Source organism: Caballeronia sp. LZ016 (assembly GCF_031450805.1).
Lineage (GTDB): Bacteria > Pseudomonadota > Gammaproteobacteria > Burkholderiales > Burkholderiaceae > Caballeronia.
The window spans coordinates 661,724-677,347 of the sequence record NZ_JARTVY010000004.1; the positions used below are offsets into that span (position 1 = coordinate 661,724).

12 protein-coding genes and 1 pseudogene are annotated in these 15,624 nt (G+C 62.3%); 7 read left to right on the plus strand and 6 right to left on the minus strand.

The window, feature by feature from the left end; all coding sequences use genetic code 11:
• Positions 1 to 12: 12 nt before the first annotated feature.
• The 4 genes and pseudogenes from narH to P9220_RS23540 form a co-directional block, all read right to left on the minus strand.
• On the minus strand, positions 13 to 1,557 hold the full coding sequence (narH, locus tag P9220_RS23525) for a nitrate reductase subunit beta (RefSeq protein ID WP_309768090.1): 1,545 nt from the start codon (positions 1,555 to 1,557) through the stop codon (positions 13 to 15).
• Entirely contained in the window at positions 1,554 to 5,246 is a 3,693-nt protein-coding gene (locus P9220_RS23530) for a nitrate reductase subunit alpha (RefSeq protein ID WP_309768092.1), read from the minus strand. The genes narH and P9220_RS23530 overlap by 4 nt, the downstream gene beginning before the upstream one ends.
• Positions 5,247 to 5,427: 181 nt before the next feature.
• Complete coding sequence (locus P9220_RS23535) at positions 5,428 to 6,813, minus strand: NarK family nitrate/nitrite MFS transporter (RefSeq protein WP_309768093.1); 1,386 nt, start codon at positions 6,811 to 6,813, stop codon at positions 5,428 to 5,430.
• A gap of 54 nt (positions 6,814 to 6,867) precedes the next feature.
• Positions 6,868 to 7,846: pseudogene (locus tag P9220_RS23540) on the minus strand (nitrate/nitrite transporter).
• Between P9220_RS23540 and P9220_RS23545 the strand changes: the two are divergent.
• Positions 7,785 to 7,922, plus strand: coding sequence for a hypothetical protein (locus P9220_RS23545; protein ID WP_309768264.1), 138 nt, complete (start codon positions 7,785 to 7,787; stop codon positions 7,920 to 7,922). The pseudogene P9220_RS23540 and the gene P9220_RS23545 sit on opposite strands and share 62 nt — an antisense overlap.
• A 145-nt stretch (positions 7,923 to 8,067) precedes the next feature.
• On the opposite strand, the gene P9220_RS23550 is transcribed toward P9220_RS23545, so the two are convergent.
• Together P9220_RS23550 and P9220_RS23555 are read right to left on the minus strand one after the other, a co-directional pair.
• Positions 8,068 to 8,607: a DUF2167 domain-containing protein gene (locus P9220_RS23550; RefSeq protein WP_404989572.1), complete on the minus strand. Its 540-nt coding sequence runs from the start codon at positions 8,605 to 8,607 to the stop codon at positions 8,068 to 8,070.
• Entirely contained in the window at positions 8,556 to 9,293 is a 738-nt protein-coding gene (locus tag P9220_RS23555) for a hypothetical protein (RefSeq protein ID WP_309768094.1), read from the minus strand. The genes P9220_RS23550 and P9220_RS23555 overlap by 52 nt, the downstream gene beginning before the upstream one ends.
• A 425-nt stretch (positions 9,294 to 9,718) precedes the next feature.
• Between P9220_RS23555 and cyoA the strand changes: the two genes are divergently transcribed.
• From cyoA to P9220_RS23585, 6 genes are all read left to right on the plus strand, one after another.
• Positions 9,719 to 10,606, plus strand: a complete 888-nt coding sequence (gene cyoA, locus P9220_RS23560; protein ID WP_309768095.1) for a ubiquinol oxidase subunit II — start codon at positions 9,719 to 9,721, stop codon at positions 10,604 to 10,606.
• Positions 10,607 to 10,609: 3 nt separating this feature from the next.
• Positions 10,610 to 12,616, plus strand: coding sequence for a cytochrome o ubiquinol oxidase subunit I (gene cyoB / locus P9220_RS23565; protein ID WP_309768098.1), 2,007 nt, complete (start codon positions 10,610 to 10,612; stop codon positions 12,614 to 12,616).
• Entirely contained in the window at positions 12,617 to 13,222 is a 606-nt protein-coding gene (gene cyoC / locus P9220_RS23570; RefSeq protein ID WP_309768100.1) for a cytochrome o ubiquinol oxidase subunit III, read from the plus strand.
• Positions 13,222 to 13,554 (plus strand): cytochrome o ubiquinol oxidase subunit IV, encoded by a 333-nt coding sequence (gene cyoD / locus P9220_RS23575; RefSeq protein ID WP_309768101.1) that lies wholly within the window; start codon positions 13,222 to 13,224, stop codon positions 13,552 to 13,554. The genes cyoC and cyoD overlap by 1 nt, the downstream gene beginning before the upstream one ends.
• Positions 13,555 to 13,730: 176 nt before the next feature.
• Positions 13,731 to 14,258 carry a 2,4'-dihydroxyacetophenone dioxygenase family protein gene (locus tag P9220_RS23580; protein WP_309768103.1) on the plus strand — a complete coding sequence of 176 codons (528 nt, stop codon included), beginning with the start codon at positions 13,731 to 13,733 and terminating at the stop codon, positions 14,256 to 14,258.
• Between the two features lie 61 nt (positions 14,259 to 14,319).
• On the plus strand, positions 14,320 to 15,621 hold the full coding sequence (locus tag P9220_RS23585) for an MFS transporter (protein ID WP_309768104.1): 1,302 nt from the start codon (positions 14,320 to 14,322) through the stop codon (positions 15,619 to 15,621).
• The last annotated feature ends 3 nt before the right edge of the window (positions 15,622 to 15,624 follow it).

Sequence of the window (15,624 nt, forward strand, 5' to 3'; positions counted from 1 at the left end):
GTATTTCCTTCGTCAGACGGCCTTCTTGCGCGACTTAGGCAAGTCCGCGTAAGCGAATTCGCCCTGCGCCCGCGAGCCGAACAGCGATCCATTCGATACACCCGACGAACAGCCGTTACCGAACGAGAAGCCGCAACTGCCTTTCTCGTCGAAGCTGTCCTCGGCCATTTCCTTGTGCGACGACGGCACGACGAAGCGATCTTCGTAATTGGCGATCGCCATCAACTGATACATCGCCTCGACTTGCGACGCCGTAAGGCCCGCATCGCGCAGGATCGCATCGTCCGCCACGCCGTGCACCGTCTGCGCGCGCTTGTAGGCGCGCATCGCCAGCATGCGGCTGAGCGCATCGACGACCGGCGCTTCGTCGCCCGCCGTCAGGAGGTTGGCGAGATAACGCATCGGGATGCGCAGGCTTGGCACATCGGGAATCATGCCGTTCATGCCCATATGGCCGGCGTCGGCGGCGGACTGGATCGGCGAGAGCGGCGGCACGTACCAGACCATCGGCAGCGTGCGGTATTCCGGATGCAGCGGGAACGCGATCTTCCACTCCACCGCCATCCGATACACCGGCGAACGCACGGCGGCGTCGAGCCAGCTCTGCGATATGCCCTGACGCAGCGCTTGTGCTTGCACGTGCGGGTCGTTCGGGTCGAGAAAGACATCCAGTTGCGACTGGTACAGGTCCGTCGTCCGTTCGACCGATGCCGCCTGCTCGATGCGATCCGCGTCATACAGCATCACGCCGAGATAACGGATGCGCCCGACGCACGTCTCCGAACACACGGTAGGCTGCCCCGCCTCGATGCGCGGATAGCAGAACACGCATTTCTCCGCCTTGCCCGACTTCCAGTTGAAGTACATCTTCTTGTACGGGCAACCGGACACGCACATGCGCCAGCCGCGGCACCTGTCCTGATCGACGAGCACGATGCCGTCGTCTTCACGCTTGTAGACGGAACCGGAAGGACACGACGCCACGCAGGCCGGGTTCAGGCAATGCTCGCAAAGGCGCGGCAGATACATCATGAAGGTGTTCTCGAAGCTTGAGTACATCTCCTTCTGCACGTTGTCGAAGAGCTTGTCGCGGCTGCGCGAATCGAACTCGCCGCCGAGGTCGTCTTCCCAGTTCGGCCCCCAGTGGATCTTGTCCATCTTCTTGCCGGTGATGGCCGATACCGGGCGCGCCGTCGGCGGTGTCTGCGACAGCGGCGCTTTCTGAAGATGCTCGTAGTCGTAGGTGAACGGCTCGTAGTAATCGTCGATGGCGGGCAGGTTCGGATTCGCGAACATGTTGGCCAGCACTTTCAGCTTGCCGCCCTGACGCGGATCGATGCGGCCATCGCTCTTGCGCACCCAGCCGCCGTTCCACTTCTCCTGGTCTTCCCATTCCTTCGGATACCCGATGCCCGGCTTCGTCTCGACGTTGTTGAACCACGCGTATTCGACGCCATCGCGCGACGTCCACACGTTCTTGCACGTCACCGAGCAGGTATGACAGCCGATGCACTTGTCCAGATTCAGGACCATCGCCACCTGGGCGCGGATCTTCATGATGCTGCTCCTTCCTTGAGCGGGCCTTCGAGCCAGTCCACTTTCTTCATCTTGCGCACGATCACGTATTCATCGCGATTGCTGCCCACGGTGCCGTAATAGTTGAAACCATACGCCTGCTGCGCGTATCCGCCGATCATGTGCGTCGGCTTCAGCACCGTGCGCGTCACCGAGTTATGGATGCCGCCGCGCATGCCGCTCGTCTCCGCACCCGGCACGTTGATGATCTTTTCCTGCGCGTGATACATGAGGCACATGCCGCGCGGCACGCGCTGGCTCACCACGACGCGCGCCGTCAGCGTGCCATTCGTGTTGAACACTTCGACCCAGTCGTTGTCGGCGAGCCCGGCTTCCTTCGCTTCCGCCTCCGACACCCATACGTGCGGCCCGCCGCGCGACAGCGTGAGCATCCGCAGGTTGTCCGTGTACGTCGAATGGATGCCCCACTTCTGATGCGGCGTGATCCAGTTCAGCACCAGTTCGTGCTCGCCGTTCGGCTTCGCGCCGAGCATCGGCGCGATGGTCTTCGTATCGATTGCGGGCTTGTAGACACATGAGCCTTCGCCGAAATCCAGCATCCAGCGATGATCCTGATAGAACTGCTGCCGGCCCGTCAGCGTGCGCCAGGGAATCAGCTCGTGCACGTTGGTATAGCCCGCGTTGTAGCTGACTTCCTCGGACTCGAGGCCCGACCACGTCGGCGCGGAGATGATCTTGCGCGGTTGCGCCTGCACGTCGCGGAAACGGATCTTGTCGTGCTCGCGGCCCGCTGCGAGATGCGTGTGATCGCGGCCCGTGATCTTCGAGAGCGCTTGCCACGCCTTGACCGCCACGTGGCCGTTGGTTTCGGGCGCGAACGTGAGGATCATCTCGGCGGCATCGACGGCTGTATCGAGACGCGGCCGGCCCTGCTTCTCGCCGGACAGCGTGGCGAGCTCGCGCACTTCATGCGCCGTGTTCCAGTTGATGCCCTTGCCGCCGTTCCCGAGCTTTTCCAGCAACGGTCCGACCGATGTGAACTTGTCGTAGATCGCGGTGTAGTCGCGTTCGACGAGCGTCATCGACGGCGCGGTTTTGCCCGGAATCAGATCGCATTCGCCCGCGCGCCAGTCTTTCGGCTCGAACGCCTGGCCGAGTTCGCCGGGGGTGTCGTGCATCAGCGGCGTGGTCACGATATCGGTGCGCGTGCCGAGATGCTTGCCGCCGATTTCCGCGAACTTCTTGGCGATGCCCTTGTAGATTTCCCAGTCCGTCCTGCTCTCCCACAACGGCTGGACCGCTTCGGATAACGGATGGATGAACGGATGCATGTCCGACGTGTTGAGGTCGTCCTTCTCGTAGAACGTGGCGCTCGGCAGCACGATGTCGCCATAGAGACACGTCGTGCTCATGCGGAAATCGAGCACGGTCAAGAGGTCGAGCTTGCCCTCGGCGGCGGCGCGCAGCTTCACCTCGCTCGGCTTGATCGCGGTGGATTCATCGTCGAACAGGGCGTTCTGCGTGCCGAGCAGATACTTCAGGAAATACTCGTGCCCCTTGCCTGAGCTGCCGAGAATGTTCGAGCGCCACACGAACATGTTGCGCGGGAAATTGGCGGGATTGTCGGGATCGTCACACGCGAAGTCCAGCGCGCCGGACTTCAGTTGCTCGACCGTGTATTCGATCGGATCGCGGCCCGCGCGCTTCGCGGCATCGGCGATATCGAGCGGATTCGCGCCGAGCTGCGGCGCGGACGGCAGCCAGCCCATGCGCTCGGACTTCGCGTTGAGGTCGATCATCGAGAGATTCGAATAGCGCGACTTGTCCGCGCCCGGACCGAGTATCTCGCCGACGTTCACCTTCTCGTGCCGCCACTGGCTCGTGTGGTTATAGAAGAACGACGTGCCGTTCATCTGGCGCGGCGGGCGCGACCAGTCGAGCGCGAATGCGAGCGGCGCCCAGCCGAACTGCGGCCGCAGCTTTTCCTGGCCGACGTAATGTGCCCAGCCCCCGCCGCTCTTGCCGACGCAGCCGCACATCATCAACAGGTTGATGATGCCGCGATAGATCATGTCGTTGTGATACCAGTGATTCAGCGCAGCGCCGACGATCACCATGCTCTTGCCCTGCGTGCGGTCCGCGTTGTCGGCGAACTCGCGCGCCACCTGAATCACGAGATGGCGCGGCACCGTGGTGTGCTTCTCCTGCCATGCGGGCGTGTAGGGCACGTCGTCATCGAACGATGCAGCGACGTTCGGCCCGCCGAGACCCTGATCGACGCCGTAGTTCGCCATCTGCAAATCGTAGACGGTCGCGATCATCGCAGGCGATCCATCCGCGAGCGTGACGCGCTTCACCGGCACGCGCCGCGCGAGCAAGGCGTCATGTTCGCCGCAGAAGTACGGGAAGCTCACGTCGACGACGTCGTCGTGTGCGCCGATCATCGACAGGCGCGGATCGATCTCGCGGCCCGAACCGGCATCGTTCTGCTCGAGATTCCAGCGGCCGGCCTTCGCCTGCTCACCCCAGCGGAAACCGATCGTGCCGTTGGGCGCGACGATATCGCCGCTCTTTTCATCGATGACGAGCGTCTTCCACTGCGGATTGTTCGCCTCGTCGAGATTGCCTTGCAGTTGCGACGCGCGCAGGAACTGATCGGGGACGAGCGTGCCTTCGTGCTCGCGCAGCAGGACGAGCATCGGCATGTCCGTGTACTGCTTCACGTAAGCGCGGAAGTAGGCGGACTTGCCGTTCGCGTGGAATTCCTTGAGCACGACGTGGCCCATCGCCATGGCGAGCGCGGCATCGGTGCCCTGCTTCGGCGCGAGCCAGATGTCGCCGAACTTCACCATTTCGCCGTAATCCGACGACACCGCCACCGTCTTCGTGCCCTTGTAGCGCACTTCGGTGTAGAAGTGCGCGTCGGGCGTGCGCGTCTGCGGCACGTTCGAGCCCCAGACCATCAGATAGGTCGAGTTGTACCAGTCCGCCGATTCCGGCACGTCCGTCTGCTCGCCCCAGATTTGCGGCGATGCCGGCGGCAAGTCGCAATACCAGTCGTAGAACGACAGGCACGCGCCGCCGATCAGGCTCAGATAGCGCGCGCCGGCAGCGTAGGAGACCATCGACATCGCGGGAATCGGCGAGAAGCCGATCACGCGATCCGGCCCGTACTTGGCGATGGTATGGGCATTCGCCGCCGCGATGATCTCGGTCGCCGTGTCCCAGTCGGCACGCACGAAGCCGCCGAGCCCGCGCACGCTCTTGTACCGCTTCGCCTTCACCGGGTCTTCGCAGATGGATGCCCACGCCGCGACGGGATCGAGCGTCTTGCGCGCTTCGCGCCACATCTCGACGAGCCTGCCGCGAATGAGCGGATACTTCACGCGCTGCGCCGAATACACATACCAGCTATACGACGCGCCACGCGGACAGCCGCGCGGCTCGTGATTCGGCAAGTCCGGGCGCGTGCGCGGATAGTCCGTCTGCTGCGTTTCCCAGGTGATCAGGCCGTTCTTGACATACACCTTCCACGAGCACGAACCCGTGCAATTGACGCCATGCGTCGAGCGCACGATCTTGTCGTGCTGCCAGCGGCTGCGGTAGCCGTTTTCCCACTTGCGGTCTTCGTCGACGACCGCGCCGTGTCCATCGGCAAACGTGGACTTGACGCGCGACATGAACTTCAGCCGGTCCAGAAAGTGACTCATCCGATTCTCCGGGCTTTGCGGCCACGCGCGGCTTTCCATACAGCGCGTGGCAATTGAAAGTATGGGTCCGAGTGTAGGGGCGCGGCGCTTGCCCGCCCATTCATCGAAGGGAGCAGTTGACGTTCGTCATGAGACGTAGCCGCCGTATCGGTCGGCTACGCCTTTGGTAGTAGTCCGCGTTTCAGCAGGGCATCGGCGCGTTGCGGCGCGCGTAGCACCACCACGTCACCACGGCGCAGACCGCATAGAACGCGATGAAGCAATAGAGCGCCATGTCGGGCGATCCCGTCGCGCTGATCGACGTGCCGAAGCTGCGCGGAATGAAGAATCCGCCGTAAGCGCCGATCGCGCCCGCAAAGCCGAGCACCGCCGCCGACTCCTTGCCGGCTTCCTGCAGCGCCTGCTTCTTCGCGGCTTCCCCGCCGCGCGCCGATTCCCGTTGCTTCTGGGTGAGGAAGATGACCGGGATCATGCGGAACGTCGACCCATTGCCGATGCCCGTCAGCGCGAAGAGCACGATGAACATCGCGAGGAAGCCGGCAAAGCTGCCGCCCGCGCCGTCGTGCGGCAGCGAGAAGATCACGCCGATGACCGCCGCGATCATCGCGATGAACGTGTACAACGTCACGCGCGCGCCGCCGATGCGGTCGGAAATCCAGCCGCCCAACGGCCGCGTGAGCGCGCCCGCGAGCGGTCCGAGGAACGCGTAAGCGGTCGGATTCACGGAAGGGAACTCGGCTTTCGTCAGCAACGCGAGCCCCGCCGAGAAGCCGATGAACGATCCGAACGTGCCGATATACAGCAGGCACATCAGCCAGTTGTGCTTGCGCTTGAAGATGACCGCCTGCTCCGCAAACGATGCTTTCGCATCGGCGATATCGTTCATGCCGAACCATGCGGCGAGCGCCGATACGACGATGAACGGCACCCAGACGAAACCCGCGTTCTGCAGCCAGATGCTGCGCTCGACGCCATTGACCGCGTACGTCTGCCCGCCGCCGCCGAGCGCGCCGAACACGGACGCCGCGATCACGAGCGGCGCGACGAACTGCACCGCCGACACCCCGAGATTGCCGATGCCCGCGTTCATGCCGGTGGCGAAGCCCTTCTTCGCTTTCGGGAAGAAGAAGCTGATATTGGCCATCGACGAACTGAAGTTTGCGCCGCCCAGTCCGCAGAGCAAGGCAAGCACGAGCAGCGTCGGATAGCCGGTCGACGGATCGCGCAGCGCGAAGCCCATGCCGAGTGCGGGAATCAGCAGACTCGCCGTGGAGAACGCGGTGAAGCGCCGGCCGCCGAAGATCGGCAGGAGGAACGAGTAGAAGATGCGCAGCGTCGCGCCGGATAACGCGGGCAACGCGGTCAGCCAGAACAACTGATCCTTCGAGAAGTGAAAGCCGCCCTTGTCGAGATTGACGGCCACGACGCTCCACAGGGACCACACCGCGAAGGCCAGCATCAGCGCCGGAATGGAGATCCACAGATTGCGGCGCGCGATGGTTTCGCCGGTTTCTTGCCAGAAGCCCTTGTTTTCGGGCTCCCATTGAGTGAGTAGATAGCGTGACATGAGAAGTGCTCGATGATGACGGCGCGGCTTTCGTTGGCCGCGCCCTGGCTTGCGTCAGGCAACGCGCCCGATGCGGTCCGACTTGAATGTGAAATGCATGGAAATGAGGCTGACGGCGGTCGCGCCGAACATCAGCATGAAACAGGTCGTGCGTATGCCGGTGACATCCATCAGGATGCCGAACAGGATCGGCAGCAGGAAGCCGGCGAGCCCGCCCGCCAGTCCGACGACACCGGATACCGCGCCGATATTCGACGAGAAATCGTCGGAGATGAACTTGAACACCGACGCCTTGCCGACGGCCATCGCGACGCCCACGACGAACATGAGCACCGTGTAGGCGGTCGGCCCCATCGCGATATGGAAGGTGCGCGGGCCGCTGCTCGTGTGAACGGTGAAATCCGTGACGGGATAGCTCAGGAAGAAGAAGCACGCCAGCGTGACCCACATCACGAGCCATGTCGTGCGCTGCGCGCCGAAACGGTCCGACATCCAGCCGCCGAGCGCGCGCAGCACGCCGCCGGGCAGCGAGAAACACGCGGCCAGAAACGCCGCCTGTTCGATACGGAAGCCATACTGGTTCACGTAGTACTGCGGCATCCACAGCGAGAGGCCGACATAGCCGCCGAACACGACGGAGTAGAACTGCGCATAGCGCAACACGCGGCGATCCTTCAGCACGGCCATCTGCGCGGCGAAGCGCTGTGCGTTCGCACTGCGATGCGCCGGGTTCGACGCCGACGAACAGGCCGAGCACGAGGAACTGCCACAACTCGGTGGCGTATGCGATGAGCCAGATCGGCACGATGGTGACGGCCATCGTGCAGAAGAACACGATGCGTCCGCCGTGGCGATCGGTCCAGATGCCGAGCGGCACGCGGGCGAGCGAGCCGGTCAGCACGGGCGTCGCGGCGATGAGGCCGAATTCGGTGTCGGTGAGATGAAGTTGCTGCTTCAGCGGAATGCCGAGGATGGCGAACATCATCCAGACGGCGAAGCAGATGGTGAAGGCGAACGTGCTCGCGCAGAGCACGCGCCAGGCAGTGGTATCGGTCGCGGCCGAAGACGCGGCAGGTGGGTTGACGACGCTCATCGTCCTATCCTCGTGATGAAAGACTTCATCGCGAGAATAGGGATTGGGATGCGGTGACGGTATCCGCCGGGTGGAGGGGCGCGGCGGTTGGTCGCTAGGCAGGAAGGAGTAGGCGGACGAGGCACGCAGCCAACCCGCCGCCGCGTTCTAACGCGCGACGTTCACGCTCCCGGGTTCTTGCGCGTGAAAATCTTCTTGACGGCGACGCCCAGCGCAACCACACCAATCGCGATCAGCTTGAACGACTTTGCAAAGAACGCTCCCATGATGGCGAGCAAGCCGAGCTTCTTGAGCGCGATCCCGCCGACCAGAGCGGCGAGGCCGTATTCGGCGACTTTGTCGGTACTCGCGTTGAAGTCGGCATAGCGCTTTCCGCTGTCGAATTCCAGGCCGGCCAGCAGCGCCTGAACTGCCTTCTTGTCCTTCTCGAGTTGCGGCTGCTCCGTGATGAGGTTCAGACTCACATACCCGTCGCGGCCCAGCGCATACGTGTTGTAGTTGATGCCGTGCGGCGCATCGGCGGGCTCTCCCTTCGAGCGCGAAGACATCGACCAGACGAGTTGGCGCCTCGCTGCGTCATAGTGCGGGCGCTCGGCCCAGCCGATGAGTTCCATCTCCGGAATACCGCGTTCGCGGTTGCACGGTTGCGTCAGCCGGGACGCTGCATGCCCTCCGGCACGCTGTACTGGCCGTTGCGGTATTCAAGCGTGTAGGCGCTTTGCTTCGGGCGGCCGTCCTTCTTCACGCATTCGTTCTTCGCCATGCGCGTGACGGTGTGTACCCTCTTTTCCGTGATTTTCAGCGACGCATAGCCATCGTGGCCAGCGGGGCCGATCGCGATGGTTCGCTTCGTCACGTCGTAGGCGCCCGTGCATCGCAGGTCCCATGCGCCGGTTGCTTCTTCGACGATCAACGAGTCCAGCACAGGACGCACGTTCGCGCCTTCGAGCACATAGAGGCTGAGCGAGGTCGCGCCCTTCGGAATCATTCGCTCCGTTCCTTCATGACTCACGCGTACACCGAACGCGCGACTCGTCGGCGTGAGTTGATAGCGCGCCGTATCGAGCGCGATGTCGGAGAAGCGTTCGGCATCGTGGTTAATCGCGTTCCGCTGAAACAGGTGAGCGACGATCGCCCCGGACGCAGTATCGGCAACGAGCACTTCGAGATCAGTGGCGCCGGCGTCGTCATTGTCCGCATCGTGAGCCAGGCTCAGCGCCGCGAGTGTCAATTGCGGATTCGCCGGCCATGTCTGGCACTCGCTGCGCTGCGAATCGAGCACGCGGCCAGGATGCAGTTCTTCGGCCCACGCCGACATCATGTCTTTGCAATCGGCATGAGCGAGCATCGGCGCCAACAAACTGGCGGCCGCAATAAGCATTTTCATTTTCATGTTGTTCGGTATCAAGCCTTTGACTCCCGGCGACTCATTAACTTGAGTCAGCCGGGGTTCGCATTCTGCAGCCTCTCACTCACTCGATAAACCGGCGCAACATGATTTGACAGGTAAAAAACTCAATCAACCAACAATGCAAAATTTTGATGCTTCGCAACGAGAGTGCGTTGCACGTACTCGTCAAGCGCGTGCGTGCCAGTCACAATAATGAGTTAGCAACGCCGACCATCTTCCTGCACGACTCATTAGGGCTAAAAATGCGCGCGACACAGCGTCGCAATCGCCCGCTTTGAGACCAAATTCCATACATTCGCAACATCGCGATAAATCTCGCGTGGCATGATCGCGGCGCGGCGAAACGCCGTGAAACGGCGTTCTCCAGAGGACGCTTCGATCCAAAAAAACCAGCGAATGCAATGAATGAAAATACTCACCGTTTAGCAGCGCCATTGTTATCGGGTTTGTTGGCCAGTGTCTGTCTCTCGGGATGCAAACTCGAGGTGCTCGATTCGAAAGGTCCCATCGGCGCAGCGGAAAGCGCGCTCATCGGGACCGCGACGTTCACGATGCTCCTCGTCGTCGTTCCGGTGATCCTGCTCACCCTGATCTTCGCCTGGCGCTATCGCGCATCCAACAAGAACGCGACCTACGCTCCGAAATGGGTGCACTCCACGGCCATCGAGGTCGTCGTCTGGACCATTCCCGCGATCATCATTCTTTATCTCGGCATCCTGACGTGGAAGACCTCGCACGAGCTCGACCCGTACAAGGAGATCAAGGTCGAGAACGTGAAGCCGATCAACGTCGAAGTCGTCGCGCTGGACTGGAAGTGGCTCTTCATCTATCCCGATCTCGGCGTTGCGTCCGTCAATCAGCTCGCGTTCCCGGTCGGCACGCCGGTCAACTTCCGCATCACGTCGGACTCGGTGATGAACTCGTTCTTCATCCCGCAACTCGGCGGCCAGATCTACGCGATGGCAGGCATGCAGACGAAGCTGCATCTGCTGGCCGATCACGCGGGCGACTACGCCGGCATCTCGGCGAACTACAGCGGCGCAGGCTTCTCCGACATGAAGTTCCGCGCGCTCGCCATGTCGCAAGCCGACTTCGACGCGTGGGTGCAGAAGGTCAAGACCGCGCCCGAAGGCCTCGACATGAACGTCTATGCCGGCGTCTCGCGGCCGAGCCAGAAGGTAGCGGTGCGCTACTTCTCCACCGTCGATCCGAAGCTCTTCAACAACATCGTCGGCAAGTACAACAACGGGAATGTCGCCGTTGGTGCGAATTGTGTAACCAAGGGGTAAGCCATGTTCGGCAAATTAACGCTTGAGGCGATCCCGTACCACGAGCCGATCATCATGGGGGCGACCGTCCTCATGGCGATCCTCGCGCTCGGTACGGTCGCCGCTCTCACCAAGTTCGGAAAATGGGGCTGGCTCTGGCGCGAGTACCTGACGTCGACCGATCACAAGCGCATCGGCGTGATGTATCTGGTCGTGGCCGGCCTGATGCTCGTGCGCGGTTTCGCCGACGCGGTCATGATGCGTGCGCAGCAAGCGCTCGCGATGGATTCGCCCGGCTATCTGCCGCCGCATCACTTCGACCAGATCTTCACGGCGCACGGCACCATCATGATTTTCTTCATGGCGATGGCCCTGCTCGTGGCGTTCTTCAACCTCGTGGTGCCTCTGCAGATCGGCGCACGCGACGTTGCATTCCCGTTCATCAACTCGCTCTCGTTCTGGATGACGGCCATGGCCGCCGTCCTGATCAACCTGTCGCTCTTCATCGGCGAGTTCTCGACGACCGGCTGGCTCGCGTATCCGCCGCTCTCCGAGACGCAGTTCAGTCCGGGCGTCGGCGTCGACTACTACATCTGGGCGTTGCAGCTGTCCGGTGTCGGCACGCTCCTGACCGGCGTGAACTTCTTCGTGACGATCGTGAAGATGCGCGCGCCCGGCATGACGTGGATGAAGCTGCCCGTCTTCACGTGGACGGCGTTCTGCTCGAACGTGCTGATCATGGCCACGTTCCCGATCCTGACCGTCGCGCTTGCGCTGCTCGGCCTCGACCGCTACATGGGCATGCACTTCTTCACGAATGACGGCGGCGGCAACCCGATGGTGTATCTGAACCTGATCTGGGCCTGGGGTCACCCCGAGGTCTACATCCTGGTTCTGCCGGCATTCGGCATCTACTCGGAAGTCGTCTCGACGTTCTCCAAGAAGCCGCTCTTCGGCTACAAGACGATGGTGTGGGCCACGTGCTGCATCATGGTGCTGTCGTTCCTCGTGTGGGCGCACCACTTCTTCACGATGGGTTCGGGCGCGAACGTCAATGCCTTCTTCGGCATCATGACGATGATCATCTCGATCCCGACGGGCGTGAAGATCTTCAACTGGCTGTTCACGATGTTCCGTGGCCGCGTGCAGATGACCACGCCGGTTCTCTGGACCATCGGTTTCATCATCACGTTCACGCTGGGCGGCATGACGGGCGTGATGCTCGCCATTCCGGGCGCGGACTTCGTGCTGCACAACAGCCTGTTCCTGATCGCGCACTTCCACAACGCGATCATCGGCGGCGTGGTGTTCGGCTATTTCGCGGGCGTGCAGTACTGGTGGCCGAAGGTGTTCGGCTTCAAGCTCGACGAAAAACTCGGCCGCAACGCGTTCATCTGCTGGTTCGTGGGTTTCTTCGTCGCATTCGTGCCGATCTACATCCTCGGCTTCATGGGCATGACGCGCCGTCTGCAGCACTATGACAACCCCGCATGGCAGCCGTACCTGATCGTCGCGGCTTGCGGCGTCGGCATCATCGCGCTGGGCGTCGTGTTCCAGGTCGCACAGATCGTGGTCAGCGTGATTCGCCGCAATCAGCCGGCTTATCGCGATGTCACGGGTGATCCGTGGGATGGCCGCACGCTCGAATGGTCGATCAGTTCGCCGCCGCCGGTCTACAACTTCGCACACGTTCCCGACGTGCGTGAGCTCGACGACTTCGCCCGCGCGAAGGAAAGGGGCCGCATCGAAACGCGTCCGCTGCGCGACATCCATATGCCGTCGAATACGAGCGCGGGCTTCCTGATCGGCGTGTTCGCGCTGGTCTTCGGCTTCGCGGCGATCTGGCACATCTGGTGGCTGGCTATCGTCGGTCTGATCGGTGTCGCCGCGGTTGCGATCGGCTACAGCTTCGCGGAAAACGCGGGCTACATCATCCCCGCCGCTACCGTGAAGGCAACCGAGGAGCGGAACCGTCCGAAGGCGCCGTCCAAGGCAGGCGCGGGCCGCGAAATGGAACTGGAGGTTCTGTAAATGTCGCAATCGACACTTTCCGCGCATCACGCGCACGAGCACGAACACCAGCCGTCGCATTCGGTGTTCGGCTTCTGGTCGTACCTGATGACCGACTGCCTGCTGTTCGCGTCGCTCTTCGCGACCTTCGCGATGTTCGCGAATCAGTATGCAGGCGGCCCGACGGCGAAGGACCTGTTCAACCTGAAGGACGTCGCGATCGAAACCGGCCTGCTGCTCACGAGCAGCCTGACGTTCGGCTTCGCGATGATTTCCGCGGTTCGTCAGAAGAAGAGCGGCGTGCTGCTGTGGTTGTTCGTCACGGCGCTCCTGGGCGCGGGCTTCCTGTGCCTGGAACTGCAGGAGTTCTCGCATCTGGTGGCTGAAGGCGCGGGTCCGCAACGCAGCGCGTTCTGGTCGGCGTTCTTCACGCTGGTCGGCACGCACGGCCTGCACGTCACGCTCGGTCTCGTCTGGCTCGTCGTGCTGGCGGTGCAAATCTTGAAGAAGCCGGCGATGGGCGAACGCGAACTGCGCCGCCTCGCTTGCCTGAGCCTCTTCTGGCACTTTCTCGACATCGTCTGGATTTGCGTGTTCTCCTTCGTCTACCTCGGGAGCATCGTCTAATGGCCCATTCGCATACAACGCATAGCGACATGCCGCACGTCACCGTCGGCGGTTACCTGATCGGCTTCGTGCTGGCTGTCGTGCTGACGGTGGCATCGTTCTGGCTCGCGACGGCAGGCAAGCTGTCCGGCGAGCAAGGGCTCGTGTGGCTGGCGGTGCTGGCAGCGGTCCAGGTCGTCGTGCACGTGGTGTTCTTCCTGCACGTGAACACGTCGAAGGGCCAGCGCTGGAACGCCATGTCGTTCGTTTATACGATCACCATGTCGCTCGTGATCATTGTCGGAACCGTGTGGGTCATGCATAACGTCCACATGCTGATGATGGCGCGATAAGAAAAGCGCGCAGCTCAGCCGTTCATTGGCGGAGACAAGCGGGTCCGAATTCGGGCCCGCTTTTTTTATATCCGCGTTTTCCCTGACCACTACAAATCTTGACAATAAGGCTGCTGAGCGACAACATCTGTCCATAATTTGGTTTATTGATCCACATTATGGACAGAGGAGACGCGATGCCCGCGCCCAAACCCACGGCGGACGCAATGACGCCGTATCAGTACCCCAATCCCAAGGAAGCGCAGAAGGAAATCGTCGTCGGACACGCGATTCCGACCGACGAGCGCGAGTGGGTCCCGCAAGCCGAAAACGTCTGGTTCCGCCCGCTGTGCCTGAACGTGTCCACCGGCTACTGGATGAACCTGCTGCGCGTGCGCAAGTCCGGCGTACTGTCGCGGCATCGCCATCCGCAAGCCGTGCATGGCATGGTGCTGAAGGGCCGCTGGCGCTATCTCGAGCACGACTGGGAAGCGACCGAAGGCAGCTATGTGTTCGAGCCGCCCGGCGAGACGCACACGCTTTACGTGCCCGAAGACGTCGAAGAGATGATCACGTACTTCCAGGTGAACGGCGTGATGTTCTATTGCGATCCGTACGGCGACTACACCGGTTACGAAGACGTATTCACCAAGGTCGACATGTGCCGCAAGCACTACGAGTCCGTCGGACTGGGCGCGGATTTCGTCGATCAGTTCATCCGCTAAACCTTCGCCTATCGGCCACAGCTACCCGAAGCCTCACAGAAGCGCCTTCGGAGGAGACAACATGCAGAGCAAATCGCCGCGCCTCAAGCGCATTCAATGGGTCGCGCTCACGTTCCTGACGCTCGCGGGAATCGTGAACTATCTGGACCGCAGCACGCTGTCCATCGCCAATCACTCGGTCACGCAGGAACTCGGCCTCTCGGCTTCGCAAATGGGCTTGCTGCTGTCCGCGTTCTCGTTCGCGTACGCGTTCTCGCAATTGCCGATCGGCGTGATGCTCGACCGCTTCGGCGCGCGCATCATGCTCGGCCTCGGCATGTTCGTGTGGTCGGTCGCGCAGTTGTTCGGCGGGCTCGTCACGAACCTGCAGCAGTTCCTGTTTGCGCGCATCGCGCTCGGCATCGGCGAGGCGCCGCAGTTTCCAGCCGGCGCGAAAGTGGTCTCGGAATGGTTCGCGCAACGCGAGCGCGGCAAGCCGACGGGCATCTTCGTCACCTCGTCGACGATCGGACCGGCGCTCGCGCCGCCGATCCTCACCGTGCTGCTGCTCAACTTCGGCTGGCGCAACATGTTCGTGATCATGGGCGTGCTGGGCATTGCGGTGTCGATCGGCTGGTACATCGTTTATCGCAATCGCAAGGATGTCGCGCTCGAGCCGCAGGAAGTCGCGCATCTGACCGAGGGCGAGCCGGCGCAGCGCAGCGAACGCAACATGAGTTTCGCCGAATGGCGCGGCCTGTTCGGCAAGGCGACCACGTGGGGCATGATCTTCGGCTTCATGGGCGTCATCTACATGGTGTGGCTCTATCTGACGTGGCTGCCGGCGTATCTGGAGCATGAGCGGCATCTGACCATTGCGAAGACGGGCTGGATCGTGTCGATCCCCTATCTCGCGGGCACGCTCGGCATGCTGTCATCGGGCTTTATCGCGGATGGCCTGATGGCTCGCGGCGTCGCGCCGATCCGCAGCCGCAAGTGGCCGATCTGCTCGGGCCTCATCGGCGCCGCGCTCTTCACCGTGCCGGCCGCGTTCACGCCGAATCTGACGCTCGCGATCGTCTACCTGTCGGCGGCGATGTTCTTCGTCAACATGGCGAGCGGCGCGGCATGGGCGCTCGTGTCGGTGGCCGCACCGCGCCACATGGTCGCATCGCTCGGCAGCATTCAGAACTTCGGCGGCTATTTCGGCGGCTCGTTCGCGCCGTTCATCACCGGACTCGTGGTCGACAAGACGCATTCGTTCGTGAACGCGTTCCTGATCAGCGCGGGCGTTGCCTTCGCCGCTGCGCTCGTCTACATGTTCGTCGTCCGCTCGCCGATTCAGGACAGCGAGCAACCGGCGTCGCCCGTTCCCGTCGTTTAAACC

Excerpts from the sequence above, each read along its gene's own strand:
- narH (WP_309768090.1), bottom strand. The coding sequence starts at position 1,557 with ATGAAGATCCGCGCCCAGGTGGCGATGGTCCTGAATCTGGACAAGTGC.
- P9220_RS23530 (WP_309768092.1), bottom strand. The coding sequence starts at position 5,246 with ATGAGTCACTTTCTGGACCGGCTGAAGTTCATGTCGCGCGTCAAGTCC.
- P9220_RS23535 (WP_309768093.1), bottom strand. The coding sequence starts at position 6,813 with ATGTCACGCTATCTACTCACTCAATGGGAGCCCGAAAACAAGGGCTTC.
- P9220_RS23545 (WP_309768264.1), top strand. The coding sequence starts at position 7,785 with ATGGCGAACATCATCCAGACGGCGAAGCAGATGGTGAAGGCGAACGTG.
- P9220_RS23555 (WP_309768094.1), bottom strand. The coding sequence starts at position 9,293 with ATGAAAATGCTTATTGCGGCCGCCAGTTTGTTGGCGCCGATGCTCGCT.
- cyoA (WP_309768095.1), top strand. The coding sequence starts at position 9,719 with ATGAATGAAAATACTCACCGTTTAGCAGCGCCATTGTTATCGGGTTTG.
- cyoB (WP_309768098.1), top strand. The coding sequence starts at position 10,610 with ATGTTCGGCAAATTAACGCTTGAGGCGATCCCGTACCACGAGCCGATC.
- cyoC (WP_309768100.1), top strand. The coding sequence starts at position 12,617 with ATGTCGCAATCGACACTTTCCGCGCATCACGCGCACGAGCACGAACAC.
- cyoD (WP_309768101.1), top strand. The coding sequence starts at position 13,222 with ATGGCCCATTCGCATACAACGCATAGCGACATGCCGCACGTCACCGTC.
- P9220_RS23580 (WP_309768103.1), top strand. The coding sequence starts at position 13,731 with ATGCCCGCGCCCAAACCCACGGCGGACGCAATGACGCCGTATCAGTAC.
- P9220_RS23585 (WP_309768104.1), top strand. The coding sequence starts at position 14,320 with ATGCAGAGCAAATCGCCGCGCCTCAAGCGCATTCAATGGGTCGCGCTC.